This window comes from Brumicola blandensis, assembly GCF_031846165.1.
Taxonomy (GTDB): Bacteria; Pseudomonadota; Gammaproteobacteria; order Enterobacterales; family Alteromonadaceae; genus Glaciecola; species Glaciecola blandensis.
Genome location: NZ_JAVRIE010000004.1, coordinates 253087 through 278401 on the forward strand (window position 1 = coordinate 253087; position 25315 = coordinate 278401).

Genomic DNA, 25315 nt, shown 5'->3' on the forward strand with positions numbered 1-25315 from the left:
GTGTTAAGCACTTGCTTTGCCTTATGATGATTTCCATATTAAGCGCTTGTGCCACAACCCCAAGTAATTCATCCGCTGAGTTAATGCCGGCGACGTCATTATTGTCAGATGATTTATTCCCGTCATTTCAAGCGTATCCTATAGAAACCCGCGAACAAATTTTCTATCTTGATGAGGCTGCGATTGCGTTTATTGATAGGCAAGGACGTGGGCTAAGAACTGAAGAGGCGAAAATACGCCGTTTTATCAAAGCGGTATTTGAACGTACGGACCTGAGCATGAACTATGCGTCTGACGCGAATACGACCGCCAGTGTGACCTTCCAACGCGCGAAAGCGAATTGTTTGTCCTTATCCATTATGACCTATGCAATGGCCAAACATGCAGGCTTAGATAGCTATTTCCAAGTCGTTGATATACCAGAGTACTGGACCAGGCGCAGTGGCTATTCAATGCTTAATGGACATATCAATTTGCGCATAAAACCAAGCACAAAAGTGGGTATACAAACGCTTTTTAATAATACCTTTGTCGTGGACTTTGACTCTGAAATCAGCGTGAAAAAGTTTCCTGCTGAACCTGTAGATGAATCTGTTGTTTTATCGATGTTCTACAACAATAAGGGGGCAGACGCCCTATTAGAGAACGATCTCGATAAAGCTTATGCTTATTTTAGAGCCTCGGTAGTGAATAACCCTACTCATGCTGGCACTTGGGTTAATTTAGGCTATTTGTATCGGCTTACAAATGATTATGACAAAGCTGAAATGGCATACAGGCAAGCAATCAATATTAATGATGACCAGCTGACTGCTTGGGAAAACTTATCTATTTTGTACAAATTGCAGGGTAAAACGAAACGGGCATCTGATATTCGGCATGAGATAGAACGGAAAAGAAAAGAAAACCCGTTTTATCACCAAATGCTTGCTGAAATTGATCGTGATTATGGTGATTTTGAAAGTAGCATTTCACATTACCTAAATGCGATCAGCTTAGACCGCAATCAGCATCAATTTTATTTTGGTATTGCGTCGGCTTATTTCGAAAAAGGTGATTTAGATAATTCGGCTAGGTATCTGAAGGTGGCAAAAAGGAAAGCTGGACGCAGCGAATTGGCTGAAGTTTATGAGAGTAAATTGTCGGCATTATCGAACTTTATGCGTTAATGCTTGGCGAACAAATGACTTGTTGGCAAAGCAAAAACTTCCTTGCCAACAAGTATTATCAATCACGCTACTAACTAAATGACACCAAGTTCGGTGAGTCGTTCATGCAAGTAAGTGCCTGCAGTGTGGCGCTCTGATAGTTTCACATCGGGACGTGGGTGCAAGAATAAAGGAAGCGATATTCTTGCCTTACTCGCATCGGTGCCTTCTGGATTGATCACGCGATGGGTCGTTGACGGAAAGTGATGACCCGATGCTTCCTGAAGCATGTCACCAATGTTCACAATTAAATTACCGAAATCACAAGGGACATCTAACCAAGAGCCATCCATTGCTTTTACTTGAAGCCCCGGTTCATTGGCAGCTGGTAAGATAGTAATTAAATTAATGTCTTCATGAGCAGCCGCTCGAATGGCATCTAACTCTTCATCACCCGCTAGCGGCGGATAATGCAGGACGCGAAGCAAGGTCTGGTCGCTACCATTGATCATTTCTGACAAAGGCATGCTGTAGTGTTTACTCACCTCTTCTGGTGACTCTTGTTCAATCCAGTTGAGTAATTCGGCAGCCAAATCAGATGTATTCTTATAATAGCTATCTAATTCTTCCTTCAACGCACTTGGACACTGACCCCAAGGGTAGAAGTGATAGTATTCTTTGATATCTTTCTTTTTAAAGCCTTTTGCTACTTCCGACACACTTTGCGGAAAGAAACCATCTTGAGTGCCTTTGTTATAGAGGTAGTCTTGTTTCTCGTCTGAGTTGAAAAACGCTTCCCAATGTTTGTAGATATCAGCAACACTTTGTTGTTTGATTGGGTGGTTTTTAAGCACACCAAAGCCCGTTTGTCTCAAAGACTCAACAAACTTTTGCGGTGCGTCTGGTGCAGTAAAATCAACAGCTTCTAATTTCATTTACGTAGTAACCTATTTCTGTCGTGTATGATCGTTAGCGCTTTACAAGCTCAGCGAGATAAATATACCAGCTAAGCTCGCGCTCATTAAGTTGGCTAAGGTTGCAGCTAGCACTGCTTTTAAGCCTAATTGCGCAATTTCTTTGCGTCTCGTTGGGGCTAAGGCGCCAATTCCACCCATAAGAATGGCGATTGAAGACAAGTTTGCAAAACCACACAAAGCAAAGGTAATGATACCTTGCGATACAGGTGACAGTTGGTCAACGGCCCCCATAAAGTCGAGGTAAGCAACAAACTCGTTCACTACAATTTTTTGGCCAATGAAACTGCCCGCTAAATTTGCTTCGCTCCAAGGCACGCCAATTAACCATGCAACTGGCTGGAAGATATATCCCAGTATCAATTGGATCGTTAAATCTTCTTGATTGAACACCGCACCGATACCACCTAACATGCCATTTAATAAGGCGATAAGTGCGATGAAAGCGAGTAGCATAGCACCCACGTTAACGGCGAGTTTTAGGCCGGAAGCGGCGCCGCTAGCAGCAGCGTCGAACACATTAGCATATTCTTCGTTATCGGATTTGACGTCAGTCAAGGTTTCGTTGGTTTTGTCTGTTTCCGGCTCTAGTAACTTGGCCATCAACAATCCCCCAGGCGCAGCCATAAAGCTAGCTGCCAACAAGTATTTTAATTCTACACCTAAGCCGGCATAACCTGCCATGATTGAGCCTGCTATAGAGGCAAGTCCGCCTACCATAACTGCAAATAATTCTGAACGCGTCATTGTCGGTAGGAAGGGTTTTATAATAAGCGGAGCTTCAGTTTGGCCTACAAATATATTGGCTGCAGCCGACATTGATTCAGGGCGACTCGTACCCAGCACCTTCTGCAATGTGCCACCGATGATCCTGATGATGTAAGACATAATGCCGAGGTGATATAAAACCGCTATCAGTGATGAGAAGAATATGATGACTGGCAACACGTTTATTGCAAAGATAAACCCGAGCGAATCGTTTTCTGTTAGTCCACCGAATAAAAAACGAATGCCGTCCGCACTGTATGAAATGATATTGGCAACATATTGAGTGAGGTTGTTTAAGAACCTAATTCCCCAAGAAGAATATAATATGAAGGCACCCAAGGCAGCTTGTATGGCAAATGCACCACCCACCGTTCGCCAATTAATACTCTTTCTAGAAGAGGAGAAAAGTATTGCAATGCCTATTAAAAAGGCAATGCCGAGTAATCCTGTCATAATATTTTCACTTATTTTTATTCTTATTATTACTTAACAACAGCGTTTTTTTGTGCCATTGCTGCGAGATTCCATGCTCATTTAAATTGGGCTTTTGCCTTCAAGCAAATATGTGCTGAGTACATCAACAGCAAGGTGATTTTCACCTCCATGCGGCACAATGAGATCGGCAAAGGTTTTACTTGGCTCAATAAATTTATGATACATCGGTTTTACCGTATCTTCATATTGTTTTGCCACTGAATTGATAGTACGGCCCCGCTCCTGGGTGTCACGCAGCATTCGGCGCATAAGACATACATCTAAAGGAGTGTCGACAAAGACTTTAATGTCAAATTGATCAAACAGTTGAATTTGGGTCAACAGCATGATGCCTTCAATAATAATAATGGGTGACGGGCTAACTACGTCAAAATCGGGTAAACGGGTATGGGTCACATAACAATAGCTGGGATATTCGATGCTATTGCCTGCATTTAGCTCTTGGAGGTGTTGATTGAGCAAATCGTGTTCAAACGCATCAGGGTGATCGTAATTTGTTTTGGCTCTATCTTCGATAGGAATATGGTCTTGGGCTTTGTAGTAATGATCTTCTTGCAACACCAACACGTCGCGTTCGTGTTGACTGAGTTTTAGCGCAAGGTTTTGTGTAAACAAAGATTTACCAGAGCCAGAAGCTCCGGAGATTGCAAGGATAATAGGCTTTTGCATGAATCGAATTCGGACCGAAGATATAATTCTGCATAGAATACCTCTTCAAGCCCTCTCAATCAATTTCTATGAGGTTGAAAGCCGCTGTTTTCAACAACTTGTTGAGATAATGCATCTAACTGTCATAAAACTGGCGATATTTTATATAAATAGTTTATAATAAATCAGCAATTATTGCTTTTTTGCTTTGAAACGTGAAATTTTAGTAAAAATACGTCAAAGAAACGTACAGTGTCATAAAACTGAAACACAAGACTAAGACAATCACACCGCAAAAAATACTCAACTAAACCAACATAGGGATTAAAATATGTTTGCTAAGATGAAATTGAATCGCATTGCACTAGCAGTTGCGGTATCAGTTGGCTTATCAACCGCTGCTATGGCTCAAGAAACTTCATCAGCGTTACGTGGAACCGTAACGACTCAAACTGGTGAAATTTTGTCAGGCGCGACTGTAACACTGATCGACACACGTACTGGTGTTGCAAGAACACTTGAAACAACAGCTAACGGTACATTCAATGCTCGCGGTTTGAGCATCGGTGGTCCGTACACTTTGATTGTTGCTGAGAGCGAAGGTTCAAGAACAATTGAAGATATTTACCTAAACCTAGGTGAATCATCAGAAGTAACTATCAGCTTGGTACCAGCCTCTGATGTAGAAAGAATTGTTGTAACAGGCTCTGCGAGCGGTTTGATTACCGAGACAGTAGGTCCATCTTCAAACTATGGTTTTGACGATTTGCAATTCCAACCTTCTGTTGACCGTGACATCAAGGATGTTCTTCAGAACGATCCACGTATCACAATCGATTCAACGAACTCTAACGCTATCCAGTGTGCCGGTGGTAACAACCGCGGTAATACAATCACTGTAGACGGTGTTCAACAAAATGATAACTTTGGTTTGAATGGTAACGGTTACCCAACTGAGCGTTTACCTTTCCCATTCGACGCAATCAACCAGGTTGAAGTTCAACTTGCTCCGTTCGACGTAACTTATGGTGGCTTTACAGGTTGTGCAATCAATGCGGCAATCCTTGAAGGTGCAAACGACGTTTTCGGTTCAGTATTCGTTGATTACACTAATGAAGACTTACAAGGTAACACGATCGAAGGTGATTCTTTTGAAGTAGCACCATTTGATGAAATGCGTTATGGCTTCACTGTTGGTGCACCAATCATTAAAGATAAACTATTTATCTTCGGTGCTTTCGAAAAGCATGAACCAACTCAATTATTCAACAACGGTCCAGAAGGTGCTGGTTTTGCATCACCAATCCAAGGCCTAACTGTTGCTAACCTTGAAGAAGTTCGTCAAATTGCTCAAGACGTGTACGGTTACCAGGTTGGTGACATCCTTACGTCTGCAGACGAAAGTGAAGAAAAAGTACTTGTTAAGTTGTCTTGGTACATCAACGATGACCACCGTGCTACTTTGACTTACCAAAATACTGACGGTAACACGATTAGTTCTACAGGTGCTGGCAGATCTAGCTATGCATTTAACGACCGTTACTACCAAAGAGCAAACGAACTTACTACAATGGTAGCTTCTGTTTATAGTAACTGGACAAACGATTTCTCAACTGAAGTTCGTTTAGCAAGTTCAGAAGTGAAAAATGGTCAAAAGCCTTTCACTTCAGATGCTAGCTTTGGTGATGTTCAAATCGAAGACGCGTACAATGGTAACGACATCTTCTTAGGTGCTGACCGTTTCCGTCAAGCAAACATTTTGAACTACGATACGACTAATGCGAAAATTGCTGCTAAATACATCATGGGCGACCATGAATTTACAGCTGGTTTTGAATACCAAGCAACAGAAGTATTCAACTTATTCGTTCCTGGTAGCCAAGGTGTCTTCGTTTTTGATGGTATCGACAACTTCAGAAATCAATTAGCTAGCGAAATTGATTACGCTATCCCAGCGTCACTTGACGCAAATGATGGTGCAGCTGCATTTACATTCAAAAACACCACTGTTTATGCGCAAGACAAATGGTTTGTGACTGATGACCTAACGCTAACTTACGGCCTACGTTTAGACAGCTGGAGCTCTGGTGATACACCAATTGCTAACCCACGTTTTGAAGACCGTTACGGTTTCACTAACGCAGAAGCGCCTGATATGACTTTGCTACAGCCTCGTATCGGTTTCAACTACATCGTAAGCTCTGACACCTTCGTATATGGTGGCGGTGGTTTATTCGCTGGTGGTAATCCAAATGTATGGTTGTCTAACAACTATTCAAACAATGGTGTAAGCATCTTAGCATCATCTATTGAGCGTGAAAGTGGTAACACTGCTGCTGAATTAGCTGCATTAGACGGTTCTAACACTGCAAACTTCTTGTTTGAGCTACCTGCACTAAGTGTTGCTGGTCTAACAGGTGGTGACGGTGCGGTAAACGCATTGGATGCTGATTTTGACGTACCAGCAATCTGGAAATTTAACTTAGGTACTCAACATTCATTTGAAAATGACGTGTTAGTTGGCTTAGACGTGATTTACTCACGTTATAAAGACAGCGCTAAGACCATTCCATTGAACGTTGTACCAAATGGTCGTGCACCAGATGGTCGTCCAATCTACAGAGATTTCGATGCGTTTGATGCAGATTGTCAAACTGGCGGTGACATCAGTCGTTGTGGACGTTCTGGTACTGATTACTACCTAACAAATGCTGACGATAACGGCGATGCTTTGGTTGTTTCAACCTTCGCAACTAAGCGTTTCGACAATGGCTTCAAAGGTACTGTTGGTTATGCTTTCCAAAACATTAACGACGGTAGCCCAATGAACAGCTCAACAGCAAGTTCCAACTTCGGTAACTTGTCTGTTTCTGATTTGCTAGAGCCAGGTATTGCGACTTCAAACTATGAAACTGAGCACAGATTCACTTTGAATCTTAGCTACGTTACTCAGTTCATTGACGGTTTAGACACTCGTTTCACATTATTCGGTTCACGTCAGTCTGGTAGAGCATACAGCTATACCTTCGACAATGACCCTGGTTTTGGTGATGAAAGATCATTTGAAGACCGTAACTTGTTGTATATACCAACTGAAGATGATCAGTTCGTAAACTACGGCCCTGACTTCGACCTAGCTGCTTTCAATACCTTTATTGAAGAAGCTGGTTTAGAGAGCAAGCGTGGTTCTATTTTACCTCGTAACTCTCAGAACAGTGATTGGTGGAGCCGCGTAGATTTACGTGTTTCTCAACAAATTCCTGGTTTCATGGAAGGTCACAAAGGTGAAGTTTATGTTGCAATCCGTAACTTCGGTAACTTGTTGAACAGCAACTGGGGCGTGCTACGTCAAGTTCCTTTTGAATTCAACTCGCCAGTAGTTGATGCGGTTATCAATGACGATGGTACTTACACATACACCAACTTTGATGGTGACCGTGGACAGTCTATCTTCAGCAGTTCATCTACTTACTCTATCCGAGTCGGTGTGAAATACACTTTCTAATTTGAAGTAATTCAATAGCGATGTGACCTAATGCATCGCTTTAGAAAGACACAAAAAAACCTAGGTTGTTATGACCTAGGTTTTTTTTATGCTTAATGAACGAGAAGTGCCCTAACGAATGCGAAGGTCTTATTAGGAAAGTCTTGCTTTAAACTCTTCGTAAGTGAATTGTTTTATTAAATCGAAGTGACCATCTTTGCGTAAAATACCGATTGCTGGGTGTTCTACACCATTAAAGAAGGTTGTTTTTACCATGGTATAATGCAGCATGTCCTCAAAAACTAATTTATCACCCGCCTTAATAGCGTGATCAAAACTATACTCCTCAATGACGTCTCCAGCTAAACAAGAGTTCCCGCCGAGCTTGTAAGTGAAAGCCTTTTCGCCGGGTAAACCAGCGTCTGTAATAACAGGTCGATAAGGCATTTCCAATACATCTGGCATGTGCGCAGTTGCGCTGATATCCAAAATAAGGATCTGTTGTTCATTCTCAACGATATCAACTACTTCTGCCACTAAGGGCCCAGCTTGCCATGCGACGGCTGAACCTGGCTCCATTATGATGTGCAAATTTGGATACTTTTGTTTAAAGGCCTTCAAGGCACCGATTAAGTGCTCAACATCATAGCCTGCCTTGGTCATCAAATGACCGCCGCCGATGTTTAACCATTTTAAGTGGGGTAAGTACTGTCCAAACTTGATATCAATTGCGTTAAGAGTACGCTCAGTTGCAAAGGAATCGCATTCACATAAATTGTGTACATGAAACCCTTCAATACCGCTCAGGTCTTGTCCTTCAAGTTGGGAGGCTAAGATGCCTAAACGTGAGCCCGGAGCGCATGGGTCATACAAAGGGGTATCGGCCTCTTGATTCTCTGGATTGACTCGCAAACCACCAGAAACAGGTGACGCCAATACCTGATCCTTGAACTGACGCCATTGGTTTAGGCTATTAAATGACAAGTGATTGACCAAGCCTAGCAATTCATCCATATCTCTTTGCTTGTAAGCAGGAGAGAAGCAATGTACTTCACCACCCATCTCATATTTGGCTAATTTAGCCTCCCATACAGCGCTAGCCGTAGCGCCTTTAAGAAACTGCTTCACCAAAGGAAACGTTGACCACATGGAGAAGCCTTTGAGGGCCAAGATAATATCGACACCTGCGCGTGCTTGAACGTCGGCCATTAGCTTCAAGTTTGCCTCTAGCTTTGCCTCATCGCACACATAACAGGGTGATGGGATGTCATCGCGAATATATTTACTTGTCATTCACTCACCAATATACCTTTATTTATTATGTTCCATTTATTGACTAAATGGGCTTTGCTCACATTCAATCACATGCCAAGGTAAGCCATGTTGATTCAGCATGTCCATGAACGGATCTGGATCAAATTGCTCCATGTTCCATACACCAGGCTTCTTCCATGTATTATTCAACATAAGTGCAGCACCAATCATTGCGGGTACACCGGTAGTATAAGATACAGCTTGCGCACCCACTTCTTCATAACAAGCAGCGTGGTCGCAATTGTTATAGATAAAAATCGTTCGCTCTTTTCCGTCTTTCATTCCGGTAATATAGGTTCCGATACATGTTTTTCCTGTATATCCTTCAGCAAGAGAACCTGGGTTTGGAAGTACGGCTTTTAAGAACTCTAATGGAACAATTTGCTGACCTTGGAATTCAACGGGCTCGATACTTGTCATACCGATCCCTTCAAGTACTTTTAGGTGATTTAAATAAGCATCGCCAAAAGTCATCCAGAAGCGCGCGCGCTTCAAAGTTGGGAAATGCTTAACCAAAGACTCTAACTCTTCATGGAACATCAAATAAGACGCGCGTACACCAATGTTCTGATAGTCGAGGTCTTCTCTTACGCTAAGTGGTTCTGTTTCTTTCCACTCACCATTTTCCCAGAAACGACCACGTTGAGTAATTTCACGGATGTTGATTTCTGGATTGAAGTTTGTTGCAAACGCTTGACCGTGATCACCGCCATTACAATCAACGATATCGAGATAATGTACTTCGTCGAAATAGTGTTTAGCAGCGTAAGCTGTGTATACATTGGTTACGCCTGGATCAAAGCCACTGCCTAAAAGTGCCATAATGCCAGCATCTTGGAATTTTTGTTGATACGCCCACTGCCAAGAATATTCAAACTTCGCTACGTCCTTAGGTTCGTAGTTGGCTGTATCCAAATAATCTGTTTTAGTCGCTAAGCAGGCATCCATAATCGGTAAATCTTGATAAGGAAGTGCAAGGTTTACAACGAGATCAGGTTTCACCTGGTTGATAAGCTCAGCAACTGCATCAGCATCATCAGCATCAACGGCGAAAACCGCTTTTAATCGGTCAGCACCAACTTCTGCTTGTAACGCTTCACATTTCGATAATGTGCGAGATGCGAGATAAATTTCATCGAACATTTCAGGTAAACGAGCGCACTTTTTCACAGTGACTGATGAAACGCCGCCAGCGCCGATAATGAGTACACGAGACATATAAATTCCTTACTGTGGTTGAGCGCTGCATCGTAACAGCAATTTTTTAATTGGCAAGTCTAAAAATGTTGCCATGGTGAATCTAAGCCTAGCATGGTCAACAAAGAAAAGGCAGGGGCTTGAACGCTCGGTTTTTGTCGCAGACATAATTGGAAATTTGGCGTTTATAAAAGAGGTAAACGTAGAATATAATTGGACTTACTTAGTCGGAAAAGTCACAGGTAAATGGCTTACCTAATTTGATACTGTTTATCTCAAACTCATAAGGATAAAGAGTGAGGATGTTTTCGCCATTAGAATCGCTTAAGCTAAACATAAGCCCATCGGTCTCTCTGGCATCAGGGGTTTTCAATGTTGCAGCGTAGACTAATAAACTAACAGCGGATTTAGCTTGGATTTTTTGTATGGCGATTTGTCTCTCTAGCTTTTCAATCATGCCAAAGTGAGCGCCATTAGGGTGTGTGTTCTGACAGTCTTCATCTTCTAAAAAAATACACTGCATATCTTTATCTATTGAGATAACGGCGAAAGGATACAGCGTTTCTGAACGAGACAGCATAATCCGACACAAGTGCAAGGCCTTGTCGATGACGTCTGCATATTGGACCTGGTCTTTTAAAATCATATTCTGTTTCATTGTTAACCACCAAATCTTATTGTTCACATCGGCTTACTAGTTCGTACCGGCTCAAGCTACAAACTGATACTCGCGTTACTGTTTTCGCTTTATCACCATTGTTAACGACATATCTTACTTAATAGTTCAGTCGATTATTTCGAAACGTTTATACGCTTGTGTGCGCGATTACCTTGAAGCCCTCCGGTATGAAGCAATAACACACGGCTACCAGGTCGTATTTTTCCTGTTTTTATCATATCGTTGGCCGCCCAAAAGCATTTTCCTGAGTATACAGGTTCAATTTGCAATGAATTATTGGCGTTATAGTGCTCACAGAAAGCTAGCAAATCAGCACTGGTTTTCGCATATCCACCATGATGATACTCATGCTCAATATGCCATCGGGTATGCTGTTCTTGACCTAAAAATTGCCCAACCAGTTCTTCTAGGTAGCTTTTACCTTTTAGTACAGCAACGCCTACGAACGTATTAATACTAGTCGCTTGATGTTTATTCACCAGGCCTGCCAAGCTAGCGCCACTCGCGACAGGCAGAAGAGCAAGGTCGAACATGAGTTCAGGTTGTTGATAGCTTACTTCTTTATGTATTTCAGCGACGCCTTGCAAAGCAGCTGATTGCGAACCTCCCTCCGGAATGCAGAGATCCGCTTGAAGGTAATTTTTGAGCTCATCAATATACGCGGGGTCGGTGCGTCGCTGGTAATCTGTTTTGTTTACAAAGTGCAGTTGCCCCTGCCAGTGACAAATATCTTGGAGCGTAGGACTTAAGACTTGGTGTTGGAGGTACTTGCCTCGCACGACAGCTGTGAAGGCGATCCCAAGTTGAGCACAACAAAAGGCAAGCGCATGTAAATGATTGGAGTATGGCCCACCAAAGCTAATGACATGCGATGGCGGACTGCTATACCAACTCACCAAGGTTTGTTGTAGCTTTCGCCACTTATTGCCTGAAATAATCGGGTGGATTAAATCGTCTCGTTTACACCAAACTTCGACACCCTTTGCTGCGCTGTCAGGCAGTGAGATCTGTTCCAGTGGAGAGGGTAAATTTATCGCCAAGTCAGTCAGTAACTCAGATTCAGTCTTTACTCGCATTTTAAAATGTCACTTGTCTTAAAACGAAATTTTCACACTCGCACTGTAGGTAAGAGGATTATAGTCGAGATCACCCACTAGACCCACTGCATTTTCTTCGCTGGTGAGTTCAATGCCACCGCTAATTGCCTTGAGCACCGAGATACCATCCTGTTTGTTTTGCCTGACTAGTAAAACTGATTGAGACTCCTAAAAAGATCAGCGAGGTTATATGGTGGATACGTGTTTTCATGTTGAGCCTTTTTCAATGTATGTGCGCCTTCAAGAGGAATGTGACTGCTAGCGCAATGTGAGTATAAGTAAGGTGTAGCTTATCTTTACGCACAGAGCGAGCGAAAGTGCGTTATATTTGGATTAAATAAGTTTAATCGCGGGCAATGATCTATATGTACAACACAGATCGTTTAAGACCAGTGTAACCAATAACATAAAGGCAATAGAGTGAAGAGATTAAACCAACAAGGCGCATTAAAGCCGCTTATGTTTGCTAGCCTTTTGAGCTTAAGCACATTTACAAGTGCTGACATCAATGATGCAACAGTCAACGATGGTAAAGTGGTAGCAACCGAGACATCAAGCGTGTCGGCTAACAGCGCTGAAAATACATCACCACTGAATTTAAATCAGATAGCCGAGCGTTATATTCCAGAAGCTGAGGCAGTGGGTGAAGCAAGATTAAAAATCATGTTTTGGAAAATCTATGATGCCAAGCTAGTCGCGAGCAAGGGGCAGTGGCAAGCTAACTCTCCATTCGCGCTATCTTTAACTTATTTACGAGACTTTGACGGAGAAGATATTGCGAGTCGTTCGGTTGATGAGATGCGAGATATTGGGTACGAAGATGAAGTTGAATTGGCAAAATGGTACGAGCAGATGCGGTCTGTATTTCCGAATGTGAAGGAAGGGGAAAATATTACGGGTGTACTCGATACTAAAAAACACACTCATTTTTACTATCAAGGAAAATTGATAGGGAGTATCGATGATATTAGTTTTGGCCAATCTTTCTTTGACATCTGGCTGCATAAAAATACCTCTGAACCAGAAATGCGAAAGCAACTTCTGGGTATGACAAAAGACTGAATTAAAGGACGAACAACATGACACAGAAGCTATTTAGAACCACTACTTATCTCATTTTTTCCTTGATATTCTTAAGCGCATGTTCGGTGTCGATTGACGGTGAACAATATAAAGCCGTCGAGCCAGACTTTAACATTGAATCGTTTTTTGATGGCAAGGTGAAAGCGTGGGGTATCGTGCAGAATCGCGACGGAGATGTTGTGCAGCGGTTCGTTGTTAATATCGACGGTTATATGAAAGAAGGTAATTTAATTCTTGATGAAACTTTCGAGTACGGTGTCGGTGAAGGCCCGTTGACCCGAGTGTGGACTTTGAGTAAGAACGCTAATGGTACTTATACTGGTAATGCAGGTGATATAGCGGGTCCAGCCACAGGTACACCCTATGGAAATGCATTCAATTTCGTTTATGAAATGGATTTGGCGGTAGATGACAGTACATATCGGGTTAACTTTGATGACTGGTTCTGGGCTTTCGATGAAAATACCATGATGAATCGCTCGTATATCAAAAAGTTTGGCTTAGTCATGGCTGAAGTCACGATTTTTATGCAAAAGCAATAAACACGCCTTCGTTACTTATCTAATAAACGACAAAACAAACTAGTTGTCTGTTTTGTCGTTTTTGTTAGGTAGTTCGAAGCCTTCATGCTCGCGAATATAGTCACCCTCTAATCCTAAACCATCAATCTCTTTGCTTAGAATTTTACTCAACCAACTCAGCGGTAAAAGCCGAGACGCAAACGCTGTCCGCTTTGCTTGATTGCCAAAAACGATTCTGGCTTTATTGCGCATCACCCCTTTCGCAATTTGCAAGGCCAAGGCGCGAGGCTCAGTCGTGAGGAATCGTTGTTTAAATTTTTGACTGTGCTCAAGCCGCGTAATGTTGGTGTTAATCCCACCAGGGTGCACCAAGTGGACTTGAACCTGAGGGTGCACCAGTTCTAGTTCGGCACGCAAAGATTCGGTATACCCTCGAATTGCAAACTTACTGGCGCTGTAATCTGCTGTGTTTGGAGGGGCAACTAAACCGAAAATACTCGACACATTGACCAAAGCCGCCCAAGGGCGCTGAACAAGGTAGGGTAGGCTCGTTTTGCTGCCAAATACCATGCCATAGAAATTGACATCCATTACTCTTTCGAGAGTGTCATCAGAGGAGGCCCAGATAGGTTGGCTAGAACCTTCTATTCCTGCATTGTTGATAACAAGGTCAATATGTTCGTGAGTATCAATGCACTTGGCCAAAAAAGCAGACCATGCCTCTTTGCTGGCCACATCAACCACCTGACTTACGATAGGACTGCTGACATCAGCATGGGAACGATTCTTTTGCAGAGTCGCTTGAATACTCTCAACCACTTGCGCTAAAGCTGAACCGTCAATGTCACAAATGGCAATTTTGCAACCAAACTCGGCAAAGAGATGGGCTAGGGCCGAACCAATACCTGAAGCGGCGCCACTAATGACCACTGTTTTGCCTTGATAAAAGCGCTGATACTCCTGCATTGCTGTCTCCACTGCTTGATTTCGCAAGTTTCTACAAAGCTAGCATATGACCTTCTGAAGCAGAAAGCTAGTACGTCGACCGCAAGCAATATTGGCTTCTCCATGCCTCCTTATTCTGCTTGCTCACCTTGCAGTGTTCTTAATGGCAGCATTACTTCACAACCTAAGCCTGAGGCCTGAGATAATGGATTGTCGACAAATCGAAGTTGCCCTTCGTGTAAGTTAACAATGGCTTGGACTAGCGATAAGCCCAGACCATTGCCGGAGCGAGTTCTGCTTTTGTCTGCGCGATAGAAGCGTCTCGTTAGTTTATCAAAATCAGTTTTTGATGCACCCATGCCTGAATCGTAAACACGAAACGCTGCATGCTTTTGATCACCAAGCTTCGCAGCATCTAAGGTTATCAAAATACTGCCGCCAGCTTGGTTAAATTTAATTGCGTTATCGATGATATTGGCGAAGGTCTGAAATACTAAGTCTTTATCGCAGTATAAAGTAGCGTCCGTAATGCTAATCACGGTTTCTAAGTGTAGCTTGTGTTCTTCAATTATTGGTTCATACAGTTCGATGACATCGGCCAATACCAACGTTAGATCAACATTCGTAAACGCGCTGGTTTTCTGCTCTGTCTCCAAATCAGCAATACGCAGCAGAGAGTTAAATATGGATAATAAATTGTTGGATTCCTTTAGCAGTGACTCTTTTTCGCTACTATCTGACATACTTTCAATATGTGTTTGTAGGCGAGTGAGCGGTGTGCGAAGGTCATGCGCGATGTTATCAGATACCGATTTTATTCCTTGCACGGAAGTTTCAAATTGTTCCAGCATTTTGTTCAAGGCAATAGTCAGCTTGCTTAAATCGTCCCAATTACTATCTACCGGAAGACGTTCATGAAGCTTGCCGGTGGTGATAATGTTGTCCGCCTTGTCAGAAATCAAATTAATGCGATTCACTACGTAATATGCAACCCAAATACTCACAGCAGAAATTAAGCAAAGAATTAATATCATGACCCAGCCAAAGGTCTTACCAACCCATTGAACAATCTCAATGTCGTCTATGTTTCGACCAATCAATAGCTCTTGTCCGTTAGTGAACGTCATTATTTTCGCCATGACATCATATTGTTGGGCAGAGTCGTCTCCAATTTTGAGAGACAACATGCCGTTTTTCACAACTTTAGACCCTTTTTCGGGCCAGAACAGCATATTGCCGGCCACAAACTTGTCATTATTGTCCTTCAAGTGATAGAAAAAGTCGTTGCCATTTTCCGCAATCCTATCGTTTAGGGCTTTCTCGACCGCTCGGGCACCAGCAACACGGTATAGAGAATTAAAACCTCTAATATCAGCGTTAATCGCCGCTTCAGATTCTCGGATCAATAAATCATCGTTCGACAAGATTAAGAAATAGGTAATGAACACAACGCCCATCATAAGCAAGGAAGTGAAAACAATACTCAGTGTAAAGCTCGAACTTTTTTGAAAGGCAGCAATAGCTCGCATACAGACTCCTAGGGCCGTTTGGGCTCTGAGACGAGGTAACCCGCGCCACGTATGGTCTCGATGATGGGGTAACTAAAACCTTTATCTATTTTATTTCTTAAGCGACTAATATGCACATCGATGACATTGGTTTGAGGGTCAAAGTTATACTCCCATACTTTTTCCAGTAGCATGGTTCGCGTGACAATTTTTCCTGCGTTTTTCAGTAAATATTCGAGCAGCTTAAACTCTTTAGACTGTAAGTCGATGATTTGATTATCTCGGGTGACTCTGCGATTGATAAGGTCGAGGGTTAAGTCGCCAAGCTTGAGTTCTGTGATTGCAGGGCTTGCCGATTTATTTCGAGAAGCGGCAACTTCCGTTCTAGCTAACAGTTCTTCAAATGCAAAGGGCTTGGTCATATAGTCGTCAGCCCCTGAACGCAATCCTTTTACTTTGTCCTCGACTTTATTTTTAGCACTAAGAATCACTGCTGGCGTATTATCGTTGGCGGCTCTAATGGTGTTCAATAAAGTAATACCGTCAAGCTCTGGCAGCATTCTGTCGAGTATGATGACGTCATAGGAATTAGCAGTCGCGAGAGTAAGGCCTTTCTTACCATCTTGTGCAAGGTCAGCTAAATGTCCCAACTCTGTGAAACCTTTGTAGATAAAGTTCGCAACGGTTGGGTCATCTTCAACGATAAGTATCTTCATAATTTATGTACTTTTTCTTTAAGTTCTCACGTACAAAGCGACGCTCGAGAGGTTTAGGGCGTGCAGCCTTTGTTTTATTGTGTTTAGATACGCAGAATAGGTAAATTTAGACCGATATTCTGAAATTAGGAGAGAAATTTTGACCATAGTCGTTATTTGTTTAGCCATTGTAGTGTTTATGCCAATGCTGGCGAAAGTGCCCTTGGCAATTGCAATGAGCAAATCTGGAAAATATGATAACAAGTCGCCTCGTGCACAGCAAAAAGCATTAGATGGTTTTGGTGCTCGTGCCCATGCTGCACATGAAAATTGTTTTGAAGCGACAACGTATTTCGGACCAAGTATTTTACTGGTCATTGCGCTCAATGCTGTCACTCTTACCACGGCATATTTATGTCTTGCGTTCGTCGTATGCCGTTTACTCTATTTAATCTGCTATTGGATGAATTGGGATATTTTACGCAGCACAGTTTGGGTGATTGGCATGGGAACCATCGCTGCTCACTATTATTACCTCCTAAATTAACCATTATTATCTTCTGACTGAAACTGCGTTCAAGCGGGCCGAGGAAAGCAATAGTGTTCAGGGTAGGGTGTGAAGTTTGGAATAACACCGCTGCTGGTTAGGGCTTGAATACTCTGCCAATACTCGGCTGTCATAATGTCACCATGTAGCTCTTTAAGTATTTCTTTAAATTCTCTTTTGCCAACAATAAAGTGTTCGAACTGTTCTGGAAAAACATCACTTGGCCCCACTGATAGCGTGTCTATCGCATAAGGGTCATCGCTTTTCGGCAAGCTTCTAAAATGCCGCTCAGACATATAACAAATCTCATCATAATCATAGAAGATGACACGTCCGGTTTTCGTGACGCCGAAATTTTTGTGCAGCATATCACCCGGAAATACGTTAGCTAAGGCAATCTGTTTGATACACAGGCCAAGCTCATTCAGCACATTTCTTATCTTGATAGGATCTTGTTCCTGTTGAAGGTAAAGATTCAATGGCGTCATTTTTCGTTCAATGTATAAGTGCGAAATGACTATTTCAGTTTCTGTTATTGAAATACTGCTCTGGCAAGTTTCAAGTAAGTAATCGAGCAGCTCTTTGGACACTCTTTGCTTGGGAAAACGAAAGTTCATATACTCATGCGTGTCGGCCATACGGCCAACGCGGTCAGTGGTTTTGACCAATCGATAGCGATCCTTTACATAGTCGCGAGTAATTTTTTTACTTTCAGCAAATTCATCTTTAATCACTTTAAACACGACGCCATAGCTTGGCAAATGGAAAACTGCCATTACTAAACCTTTGATGCCGGGTGCCAACGCAAATTCATCATCGCTAGTATCTAGGTGCTGCAGATAGTTGCGATAAAAGACCGTTTTTCCATGCTTATAAAAACCCAAAGACATATATAGTTCGAAATGCTTCTTATGAGGCAGAAGCTCCTGAAGAAAGGCCACAACTTCAGCGGGATATTGCGTTTCTGCCATAAAGTAAGAACGAGCAAAACTAAAAATGACGCTTAAGTGATGACGTTCGGTGAGCAAAGCATCTACGACCAGCTTATGGTCGAGGGTCATTTTTAAGGCAATCACGAAGGGAAGCGTTTCATCAGGCATACAAATTCGACCGACCAGATATGCTGCTTTTCCACGATAAAAAACGGGCTTAAGTAATTCGACAGTGTGAACACTTGCTAACTGTTCACGGTCGAGTCGTGCTCGTAAGGCTTTATCCATATTTTGCAAATCGTGCTCAAGATTATCAAATGGGACTGCAAAGCGAAATGTATCGAAGATTGCTTCATGCATGGCTCTGACTGTGCCTGAGGTGTCAAAGCGGTAAATGACTTTTTCGCGGTCAGGCCCCGAAAGATAACAACGACTTGGCAGCACAAACATCATTGTTTCATCAATTTTTGCATGTTTGAAAATACGTCCAATTACAGAATTGTAAAAAGTTTCTGCAAGTTCAAACTGAGGGTGATTATTCAGTAGCTTGGTATATTGCGCTTTTGCCTCTTGCCAAAATTCACTTTCCTGTTGACGAGGGTGTACTTGTTCATACAAGTCAATAACAATCTCACTCAAGCTTTGTTCATACACGGCAATACGGTCTTTGATTGCTAATTGAGATTCACTCCATAAGGATTGCTCAAATCGCTCTTTTGCGCCAGCTGTGATGCGGCTATGACGCCGGTATGAACGGTCAAAACCGCTAATCACTTGGTAAGCGAAGTGGCGAGCAACTTTACTAGTATCTACCTCTGATGCTTGATTCTCGTTCATAAGGCGTATCTTTTTCTGCGCAGGTGTTTATTTGATAAAGTAAGAATATACTGTGTATGAAAAGAGATGTCGCATAATTGAAACCTATATTGGCTATCTGTTGACTAAGGTATAGGTTCTTAGCGCAAAAATGGAAGGAGCTTCCTTGATCTACAGCACTATCGACAAATTATTCTTTGGCCTAACCTTACTGTTTGCTTTGCAGGTACCACAGCTTGCTGACCAGTATCATCAATTCATTGCAGGCGCTTATGATGCAAACCAATGGCAAATTGACGGTTACCAGACGACGGCTGACAAATACGGTTATCCGTCAATCGACGATATGATCGAACACCATTTGAAAAATGATGTAGAAAGTGTGCGCGATGATGCAATACAAAAACAAAGTACACTACAGAGGCAGAATGACCTTGGAAAAGGTCTTCAAGTGTTTGCGGAGGGGAATCTGATAGAAAAGATTGGCTTTATGCTGTCGCCATCGGGTTGGCCATACCTTGATAAAACCCTGAAGCAATTCACTTTTGGCCTACCGATTAGCACTGAGGGCATTTTGTTCGGTGTGATCTTAGGGCTGTTGCTGAATCTTATTATTAGCGCTCCGACTCAAATAGTTGTACGAAAAAGAAGGGCGCGCAAAAAAGCAGCAAAAGAAGAGAATATTCCAAAAAAGCAGCCTCTTTGATGATGAAAATTCATTTAACATGATTTAATTGAGTGAATATCGCGTTTATGTCCAAAACGTGGTTGACATATAGACGTCTATACGGCAAATTGAGCCTATGAAAAGAACAATAAAAACTAACGACATTAACCTTAAAGTAGGGGTGGTTGCATCAGCTAAGTTGACGCTAACTATTTCTATGATGATTATGGGTATGATTACCATCCTTACCAGGGGCGGTCGTTAGCTTGCGCAAGATTTAAAGTTAACGAAAGCCCGCAAATAGCGGGCTTTTTTGTATGCGGCTAGTAAAAGAATGTAAACAGATAAAATGAGAGTACAGGAGTAATACATGAAGGTTTTAAAGTTTGGTGGGTCGAGTTTAGCTGATGCAACACGTTACATGCGCGTGTTGGAAATTAGCACCGATACACATCAAACAGAAGGGGCGGCAGTTGTATTGTCAGCACCTAAAGGCGTAACAAACGCCCTCTCATTGTTATGTGAACAAGCTGAGTCTAGCGCTGATTATGGCGAATTGTTTGCCAAATTGAATATGACCTTACATGGCATCGCAGACGATTTAAACGGCACCCTCGACAACTTTTCTTATCAGCCGCTTAGCGATTTCATCAAGCTAAAGCTGAGTGAGTTAGAACAGCAATTAAAAGGCATCGCCTTACTGAAAACCTGCCCTGAACAAGTTACTGCTTCAATATTGAGTTTGGGTGAGTATCTAAGCGTGCGCATCTTTAGCGAAATCTTGAATGCCAAAGGTATTGCCAATGAGATTATCGACCCCGTCGAATATGTTGTCGCAAATGGCAGCTACCTTGATAGTATCGCTGACCTAAGCGCGAGCAAAGCGCGTTTTAGTGAGGTCAATACAGATGGCTCAAAACTACTGATTATGCCCGGTTTTGTTGCGGTTAATGATCTGGGTGAAAAAGTCACTTTAGGGCGTAATGGCTCGGATTACTCTGCAGCAATACTCGCTGCGTGCATTGATGCTAGTTGTTGCGAAATTTGGACAGATGTGGATGGTGTTTATAACGCCGATCCTAACCAGGTTGATGGCGCTGTTTTGCTAGATAAGTTAACTTATCAAGAAGCGATGGAATTGTCTTACTTCGGCGCAAAAGTGCTTCATCCTAAAACAATTGGTCCAATTGCCCAGTACAGCATCCCTTGCCTTATTCGCAATACCTTAAACCCGGCCGCTCCAGGCACATTGATTTCTCATGAAGCGAGTGAAAAATGGACCAGTGTTAAAGGTATATCACACCTCGAAGACGTAGTGATGTTCAATATTGCAGGCCCCGGAATGAAAGGCATGGTGGGTATGGCAAGTCGCATTTTTGATGTGATCTCAACGGGCAATATTTCAATCAGCTTAATCACACAAAGTTCATCTGAATACAGCATCAGCTTTTGTATTCAGCAAAAAGATGCAGACCGGGCACTTGATTTATTAGATGAAAGCTTTGCATTAGAACTTAGCAATCAATTGTTAGAACCCATTGAAGTTCGTCGAGAACTCGCCATTGTCACCTTAGTGGGTGATGGTATGCGTCAATCTAAAGGCATGGCCGCGAAGTTTTTCAGTGCTTTAGCGCAGGCTAGGGTGAACAATGTTGCTATTGCTCAAGGCTCATCCGAGCGCTCAATTAGTACCGTGATTGAAAACGCGAAAGCGAAAAAAGCAGTAAAAGTCATCCATCAGAATTTCTTTACTAAGAAACATACTATCGATGCATTTTTAATTGGTTGCGGCACCGTCGGTGCTGAGTTGTTGAGGCAAATCGCACAACAGCAAGCATCTCTGTTGGGCAGAGACATCCGTCTCGAGGTCTTTGGTATCGCAAATAGTCGCAAATTACTTTTGAATAATAACGGTATTGATTTAAATGGCGACTGGAAGGGAGCATTAGACAATGTCGAGGAAGGTTTCTCGGTCGCTCGTATTCATAAATTTGCAAATGACAATAGCTTGGTAAATCCGGTCATTATTGATTGTACTAGCAATGAAACAATTGCCGATTTGTATTTAGAAATGATGAACAGTGGTTGTCACGTTGTTACGCCAAACAAGAAAGCAAATACGTCAACCATGGCGCAGTACAAAGCCTTGCAACGCACTGCGCAATCAACTAATCGTCAGTATTTATATGAAACAACGGTTGGGGCTGGCCTGCCGGTTATCGACAATTTACAAAAATTAGTTGCTGCGGGCGATGAGCTAGAGAGTTTTGAAGGTATTTTGTCGGGTTCACTATCTTATGTGTTTGGTAAGTTAGACGAGGGAATGAGCCTATCTGAAGCAACATTAGTGGCAAAATCGAATGGATTTACTGAGCCTGATCCAAGAGATGATTTATCTGGCATGGACGTGGCTAGAAAACTGTTGATCATGGCAAGAGAGTCAGGTTTAGAGTTAGAGCTATCAGATATTCAAATTGAATCGGTGTTGCCTGCTAGTTTCGACTCCTCGGGGTCCATTGAGCAGTTTCTCGAAAACTTGCCAAGCCTCGATGCAGAAATAAAGGAACGCGCGCAAAAAGCCAATGAGGACGGCAAAGTACTTCGCTATGTCGGTTCAATTAAGCAGAACAAATGTAAAGTATCTATACAAGAAGTGGCGCTGTCACATCCTTTAGCAGCAGTTAAAGACGGTGAAAATGCCTTAGCCATTCACAGTAAGTATTATCAGCCAATTCCTTTCGTTATTCGAGGGTACGGTGCGGGCGCTACAGTAACTGCTGCGGGTGTATTCGCAGACGTATTACGGACCATGCCTTGGACACAGGACTTTGCTTAATGAGTGATAATAAAGAAACAACTAGCGCTAAAGTAACAAGAGCCTTCGCACCCGCTTCAATAGGTAATGTCAGTTTAGGCTTTGATCTTCTCGGAGCCGCTCTCCAGCCTATTGACGGAAAGCGTTTAGGTGATTGGGTTGAAGTCAAAGATGCAGAGACATTTTCTCTTACGGTAGATGGTACATTTGCCGATAGATTACCTACGGGTAGTGACAATAATATCGTTACAAAGTGCTTCGAGTTCTTTCAAGCGGCGTTAGCTGATGCAAATAAAGCACCGTTAAACGTGGCCATGCACCTACATAAAGCACTACCAATTGGCAGTGGTCTTGGCTCTAGCGCAAGTTCTATCGTTGCGGCGTTTTACGCCTTGAACGAACATGCGAATAAGCCGTTTGATGAAGATCAGTTACTGACAATGATGGGCGAGCTTGAGGGGCAAATTAGCGGGAGTATACATTACGACAATGTTGCTCCGAGCTATTTAGGTGGCTTGGTTTTAATGACGGGCGAAGAGTCACCCGTGGCGGTGAAGTTGCCGTGTTTTGACAATTGGTATTGGGTTGTATGTTACTCTGGCATTTCGGTGTCAACTGCCGAGGCCAGAAGGTTGCTTCCGCAAGAGTACAGCCTATCGTCAACACTAGATTTTGGCCGACAACTCAGTGTCTTTGTGCATAGCTTATATGCGAAAGACGAAGCGTTGGCTGCTAAGATGATGACCGACGTTATAGCAGAAGAGCATCGGAAGGTATTATTACCTCGTTTTGATGATGCAAGAGAAGCCGCAAACGCAAATAACGCGCTTGCGTTTGGTATTTCTGGCTCCGGCCCGACCGTGTTTGCGGTGGCACGAGAGCTTGATGATGCTAATGCTATAAAAGCATGGCTAGAAAAAGAATATATACAAAACGAAGATGGCTTTAGCCATGTTTGTCAGTTAAGCACACAAGGCACCCAGGTGTTACCTAGTGCATAAAACAAAGGTTTAAGAAGTGAAACTAGTAAATTTAAAAGATGCCAGTGATGCCGTTAGCTTTTCTGAAGCGGTGAAGAAAGGCCTAGGGAAGCACCAAGGTTTATATTTTCCAACAGATATCATCCCTTTCGATAATATTGATGATGTTTTGGCTATGCCTTTCGTGGAAAGAAGCATTCACGTTTTAAAACACTTGATTGGTGATGAATTACCCGAAGCGTTGCTAAGTTCTATTGTGACAGCAGCCTTTCAGTTTGGCGCACCTTTGGCAAAAGTGAGTGATCAAATTCATTGCCTTGAGTTATTTCATGGTCCAACTTTGGCATTCAAAGATTTTGGTGGTCGATTTATGGCTCAATGCCTTGCGAATATCAGCAAAGGCGAACCAATCACTATTTTAACGGCTACCTCTGGTGATACCGGTGCGGCCGTCGCTCATGCATTCCATGGCATAGACAACATCCAAGTCGTGATTTTGTATCCGAAAGGTAAAATCAGTAAGTTACAAGAAAAACTCTTCACCACGTTAGGCGATAATATACATACGGTAGCGATTGAGAGTGACTTTGACGACTGCCAACAGCTAGTGAAAGCTGCTTTTGACGACCCTGACGTGCGTGATGGCTTGCACTTGAATTCTGCTAATTCAATTAACATTAGCCGTTTACTCGCACAGGTTTGTTATTATTTTGAAGCGGTAGCGCAATTACCAATAGAGGACAGAGCGAAAGTGGTATTTTCTGTGCCTAGTGGTAACTTTGGGAATCTGACCGCGGGTATCATTGCAAAAGCGCTAGGTGTGCCGATCAAGCGCTTTATCGCAGCAACAAACTCTAATGACACTGTGCCTCGTTATTTAAAGACCGGTGAATGGGCGCCTAAGCCAACCGTTGCCACAATTTCAAATGCAATGGATGTTAGCCAGCCAAATAACTGGCCTCGTATTGAGGCTCTTGTTGAGCAGGGTTATATATCGAAAGATATTTTAATGGGTGAGGGCGTCGACGAGGAGTATACGCAAGTTGCTATGCGTCAGCTAGCAAGCTTAGGTTACGTTTCTGAGCCGCATGCCGCTATTGGTTATCGTTCTTTGGCTCGCTCACTGACTGAAGACGAAGTGGGTATTTTCTTAGGCACTGCGCATCCTGCAAAATTTAGAGAAACCGTAGAGAATGTCTTGGGTCAGCCCATTAGTTTGCCACAAGCGTTGGCAGATAGTGTCGGTAAACCAGACTTTTCAGTGGACGTTGAAAATAGCTATGAGGCATTGAAAAAGCACCTTTTCGCTACTTTGCGTTAAATTTTAAATCGGAAAAAATAATGAAAGCATGGGAAGGCATTTTAGGTGACCAAAAACAACAAGCCTACTTCCAAGAAGCACTTGCTTATGTCGAAGCAAGGCGCGTTGAGGGCGTTACCGTTTATCCTGAAGCACAAGATGTTTTCAATGCTTTCAAATTAACGAGCCCGAATAATCTAAAAGTCGTGATACTTGGACAGGATCCCTATCACGGCCCTAATCAGGCGCACGGCTTGAGTTTTTCTGTATTGAAAGGTAACAAAATACCGCCATCGCTTCGTAATATTTATAAAGAGTTAAGCTCAGATATTGAAGGCTTTTTTACGCCAGTGCACGGTGACTTAAGTGAGTGGGCAAAGCAAGGGGTACTATTATTAAATACGGTACTCACTGTGGAACAGGGCGAAGCCCATTCGCACAAAAAGATAGGCTGGGAGCGATTTACGGACGAGGTCATTAAGAAAATAAATGAACACTTTGATAATATCGTGTTTTTACTGTGGGGCGCTCCAGCTCAAAAAAAGATGCAGTTAATCAGCGAAGAGCGTCAAAAAGTGCTCATAAGTGCACACCCGTCCCCGTTGTCTGCACATCGCGGATTCCTAGGGTGTAAGCACTTCAGCCAAACTAATGCGTTTCTAAAAGAGATAGGTAAAACACCCATTGACTGGCAAGTCTAAG

Annotated in this window: 21 protein-coding genes; 10 read left to right on the forward strand and 11 right to left on the reverse strand. The window is 42.7% G+C overall.

All coding sequences use genetic code 11. The features are described from left to right. Window positions 1–23 precede the first annotated feature (23 nt). The gene (locus RM544_RS11590) at window positions 24–1169 is read left to right on the forward strand and encodes a tetratricopeptide repeat protein (protein ID WP_311361951.1); all 1146 of its coding nucleotides are present in this window, start codon (window positions 24–26) and stop codon (window positions 1167–1169) included. A gap of 74 nt (window positions 1170–1243) precedes the next feature. Here the strand turns inward: RM544_RS11590 and RM544_RS11595 are convergent, their stop codons facing one another. From RM544_RS11595 to udk, 3 genes are all read right to left on the reverse strand, one after another. After that, complete coding sequence (locus RM544_RS11595) at window positions 1244–2083, reverse strand: 2OG-Fe(II) oxygenase family protein (RefSeq protein ID WP_311361952.1); 840 nt, start codon at window positions 2081–2083, stop codon at window positions 1244–1246. Window positions 2084–2125: 42 nt separating this feature from the next. Continuing rightward, entirely contained in the window at window positions 2126–3343 is a 1218-nt protein-coding gene (locus RM544_RS11600; RefSeq protein ID WP_311361953.1) for a NupC/NupG family nucleoside CNT transporter, read from the reverse strand. Window positions 3344–3424: 81 nt separating this feature from the next. Then, the gene (gene udk / locus RM544_RS11605) at window positions 3425–4054 is read right to left on the reverse strand and encodes a uridine kinase (RefSeq protein ID WP_311361954.1); all 630 of its coding nucleotides are present in this window, start codon (window positions 4052–4054) and stop codon (window positions 3425–3427) included. Window positions 4055–4364: 310 nt separating this feature from the next. On the opposite strand from udk, the gene RM544_RS11610 reads away from it, so the two are divergent. Beyond that, window positions 4365–7538, forward strand: a complete 3174-nt coding sequence (locus RM544_RS11610; protein WP_311361955.1) for a TonB-dependent receptor — start codon at window positions 4365–4367, stop codon at window positions 7536–7538. Between the two features lie 132 nt (window positions 7539–7670). On the opposite strand, the gene nspC is transcribed toward RM544_RS11610, so the two are convergent. From nspC to RM544_RS11630, 4 genes are all read right to left on the reverse strand, one after another. Continuing rightward, the gene (nspC, locus tag RM544_RS11615; RefSeq protein ID WP_311361956.1) at window positions 7671–8810 is read right to left on the reverse strand and encodes a carboxynorspermidine decarboxylase; all 1140 of its coding nucleotides are present in this window, start codon (window positions 8808–8810) and stop codon (window positions 7671–7673) included. A gap of 36 nt (window positions 8811–8846) precedes the next feature. Next, the gene (locus tag RM544_RS11620; protein WP_311361957.1) at window positions 8847–10049 is read right to left on the reverse strand and encodes a saccharopine dehydrogenase family protein; all 1203 of its coding nucleotides are present in this window, start codon (window positions 10047–10049) and stop codon (window positions 8847–8849) included. A gap of 202 nt (window positions 10050–10251) precedes the next feature. Further along, complete coding sequence (locus tag RM544_RS11625) at window positions 10252–10686, reverse strand: hypothetical protein (RefSeq protein ID WP_311361958.1); 435 nt, start codon at window positions 10684–10686, stop codon at window positions 10252–10254. A gap of 134 nt (window positions 10687–10820) precedes the next feature. Further along, window positions 10821–11783 (reverse strand): 1-aminocyclopropane-1-carboxylate deaminase/D-cysteine desulfhydrase, encoded by a 963-nt coding sequence (locus tag RM544_RS11630; protein WP_311361959.1) that lies wholly within the window; start codon window positions 11781–11783, stop codon window positions 10821–10823. Between the two features lie 441 nt (window positions 11784–12224). On the opposite strand from RM544_RS11630, the gene RM544_RS11635 reads away from it, so the two are divergent. Further along, window positions 12225–12866: a chalcone isomerase family protein gene (locus RM544_RS11635; RefSeq protein ID WP_311361960.1), complete on the forward strand. Its 642-nt coding sequence runs from the start codon at window positions 12225–12227 to the stop codon at window positions 12864–12866. Between the two features lie 17 nt (window positions 12867–12883). Continuing rightward, window positions 12884–13429, forward strand: a complete 546-nt coding sequence (locus tag RM544_RS11640; RefSeq protein WP_311361961.1) for a DUF3833 domain-containing protein — start codon at window positions 12884–12886, stop codon at window positions 13427–13429. Window positions 13430–13468: 39 nt separating this feature from the next. Here RM544_RS11640 and RM544_RS11645 read toward each other — a convergent pair whose 3' ends face one another. The 3 genes from RM544_RS11645 to RM544_RS11655 form a co-directional block, all read right to left on the reverse strand. Continuing rightward, the gene (locus RM544_RS11645) at window positions 13469–14374 is read right to left on the reverse strand and encodes an SDR family NAD(P)-dependent oxidoreductase (RefSeq protein WP_311361962.1); all 906 of its coding nucleotides are present in this window, start codon (window positions 14372–14374) and stop codon (window positions 13469–13471) included. A gap of 110 nt (window positions 14375–14484) precedes the next feature. Beyond that, entirely contained in the window at window positions 14485–15882 is a 1398-nt protein-coding gene (locus RM544_RS11650) for a sensor histidine kinase (RefSeq protein ID WP_311361963.1), read from the reverse strand. Between the two features lie 8 nt (window positions 15883–15890). Beyond that, on the reverse strand, window positions 15891–16577 hold the full coding sequence (locus RM544_RS11655) for a response regulator transcription factor (protein ID WP_311361964.1): 687 nt from the start codon (window positions 16575–16577) through the stop codon (window positions 15891–15893). Window positions 16578–16755: 178 nt separating this feature from the next. Here RM544_RS11655 and RM544_RS11660 point away from each other — a divergent pair, with 178 nt between their 5' ends. Continuing rightward, on the forward strand, window positions 16756–17103 hold the full coding sequence (locus RM544_RS11660; protein WP_409220051.1) for an MAPEG family protein: 348 nt from the start codon (window positions 16756–16758) through the stop codon (window positions 17101–17103). A gap of 29 nt (window positions 17104–17132) precedes the next feature. On the opposite strand, the gene aceK is transcribed toward RM544_RS11660, so the two are convergent. Then, window positions 17133–18872: a bifunctional isocitrate dehydrogenase kinase/phosphatase gene (gene aceK, locus RM544_RS11665; protein WP_311361966.1), complete on the reverse strand. Its 1740-nt coding sequence runs from the start codon at window positions 18870–18872 to the stop codon at window positions 17133–17135. A gap of 145 nt (window positions 18873–19017) precedes the next feature. Here aceK and RM544_RS11670 point away from each other — a divergent pair, with 145 nt between their 5' ends. The 5 genes from RM544_RS11670 (at window position 19018) to ung (ending at window position 25314) form a co-directional block, all read left to right on the forward strand. Then, window positions 19018–19557, forward strand: coding sequence for a DUF2937 family protein (locus RM544_RS11670; protein ID WP_311361967.1), 540 nt, complete (start codon window positions 19018–19020; stop codon window positions 19555–19557). A 331-nt stretch (window positions 19558–19888) separates the two neighbouring features. Beyond that, on the forward strand, window positions 19889–22354 hold the full coding sequence (thrA, locus tag RM544_RS11675; RefSeq protein ID WP_311361968.1) for a bifunctional aspartate kinase/homoserine dehydrogenase I: 2466 nt from the start codon (window positions 19889–19891) through the stop codon (window positions 22352–22354). Further along, the gene (gene thrB / locus RM544_RS11680) at window positions 22354–23334 is read left to right on the forward strand and encodes a homoserine kinase (protein ID WP_311361969.1); all 981 of its coding nucleotides are present in this window, start codon (window positions 22354–22356) and stop codon (window positions 23332–23334) included. The genes thrA and thrB overlap by 1 nt, the downstream gene beginning before the upstream one ends. Window positions 23335–23350: 16 nt before the next feature. After that, window positions 23351–24634, forward strand: coding sequence for a threonine synthase (gene thrC / locus RM544_RS11685; RefSeq protein WP_311361970.1), 1284 nt, complete (start codon window positions 23351–23353; stop codon window positions 24632–24634). Between the two features lie 20 nt (window positions 24635–24654). Further along, window positions 24655–25314, forward strand: coding sequence for a uracil-DNA glycosylase (gene ung, locus RM544_RS11690; protein WP_311361971.1), 660 nt, complete (start codon window positions 24655–24657; stop codon window positions 25312–25314). Window position 25315 lies beyond the last annotated feature (1 nt).

Excerpts from the sequence above, each read along its gene's own strand:
- RM544_RS11590 (WP_311361951.1), top strand. The coding sequence starts at position 24 with ATGATGATTTCCATATTAAGCGCTTGTGCCACAACCCCAAGTAATTCA.
- RM544_RS11595 (WP_311361952.1), bottom strand. The coding sequence starts at position 2,083 with ATGAAATTAGAAGCTGTTGATTTTACTGCACCAGACGCACCGCAAAAG.
- RM544_RS11600 (WP_311361953.1), bottom strand. The coding sequence starts at position 3,343 with ATGACAGGATTACTCGGCATTGCCTTTTTAATAGGCATTGCAATACTT.
- udk (WP_311361954.1), bottom strand. The coding sequence starts at position 4,054 with ATGCAAAAGCCTATTATCCTTGCAATCTCCGGAGCTTCTGGCTCTGGT.
- RM544_RS11610 (WP_311361955.1), top strand. The coding sequence starts at position 4,365 with ATGTTTGCTAAGATGAAATTGAATCGCATTGCACTAGCAGTTGCGGTA.
- nspC (WP_311361956.1), bottom strand. The coding sequence starts at position 8,810 with ATGACAAGTAAATATATTCGCGATGACATCCCATCACCCTGTTATGTG.
- RM544_RS11620 (WP_311361957.1), bottom strand. The coding sequence starts at position 10,049 with ATGTCTCGTGTACTCATTATCGGCGCTGGCGGCGTTTCATCAGTCACT.
- RM544_RS11625 (WP_311361958.1), bottom strand. The coding sequence starts at position 10,686 with ATGAAACAGAATATGATTTTAAAAGACCAGGTCCAATATGCAGACGTC.
- RM544_RS11630 (WP_311361959.1), bottom strand. The coding sequence starts at position 11,783 with ATGCGAGTAAAGACTGAATCTGAGTTACTGACTGACTTGGCGATAAAT.
- RM544_RS11640 (WP_311361961.1), top strand. The coding sequence starts at position 12,884 with ATGACACAGAAGCTATTTAGAACCACTACTTATCTCATTTTTTCCTTG.
- RM544_RS11645 (WP_311361962.1), bottom strand. The coding sequence starts at position 14,374 with ATGCAGGAGTATCAGCGCTTTTATCAAGGCAAAACAGTGGTCATTAGT.
- RM544_RS11650 (WP_311361963.1), bottom strand. The coding sequence starts at position 15,882 with ATGCGAGCTATTGCTGCCTTTCAAAAAAGTTCGAGCTTTACACTGAGT.
- RM544_RS11655 (WP_311361964.1), bottom strand. The coding sequence starts at position 16,577 with ATGAAGATACTTATCGTTGAAGATGACCCAACCGTTGCGAACTTTATC.
- RM544_RS11660 (WP_409220051.1), top strand. The coding sequence starts at position 16,756 with ATGCCAATGCTGGCGAAAGTGCCCTTGGCAATTGCAATGAGCAAATCT.
- aceK (WP_311361966.1), bottom strand. The coding sequence starts at position 18,872 with ATGAACGAGAATCAAGCATCAGAGGTAGATACTAGTAAAGTTGCTCGC.
- thrA (WP_311361968.1), top strand. The coding sequence starts at position 19,889 with ATGAAGGTTTTAAAGTTTGGTGGGTCGAGTTTAGCTGATGCAACACGT.
- thrB (WP_311361969.1), top strand. The coding sequence starts at position 22,354 with ATGAGTGATAATAAAGAAACAACTAGCGCTAAAGTAACAAGAGCCTTC.
- ung (WP_311361971.1), top strand. The coding sequence starts at position 24,655 with ATGAAAGCATGGGAAGGCATTTTAGGTGACCAAAAACAACAAGCCTAC.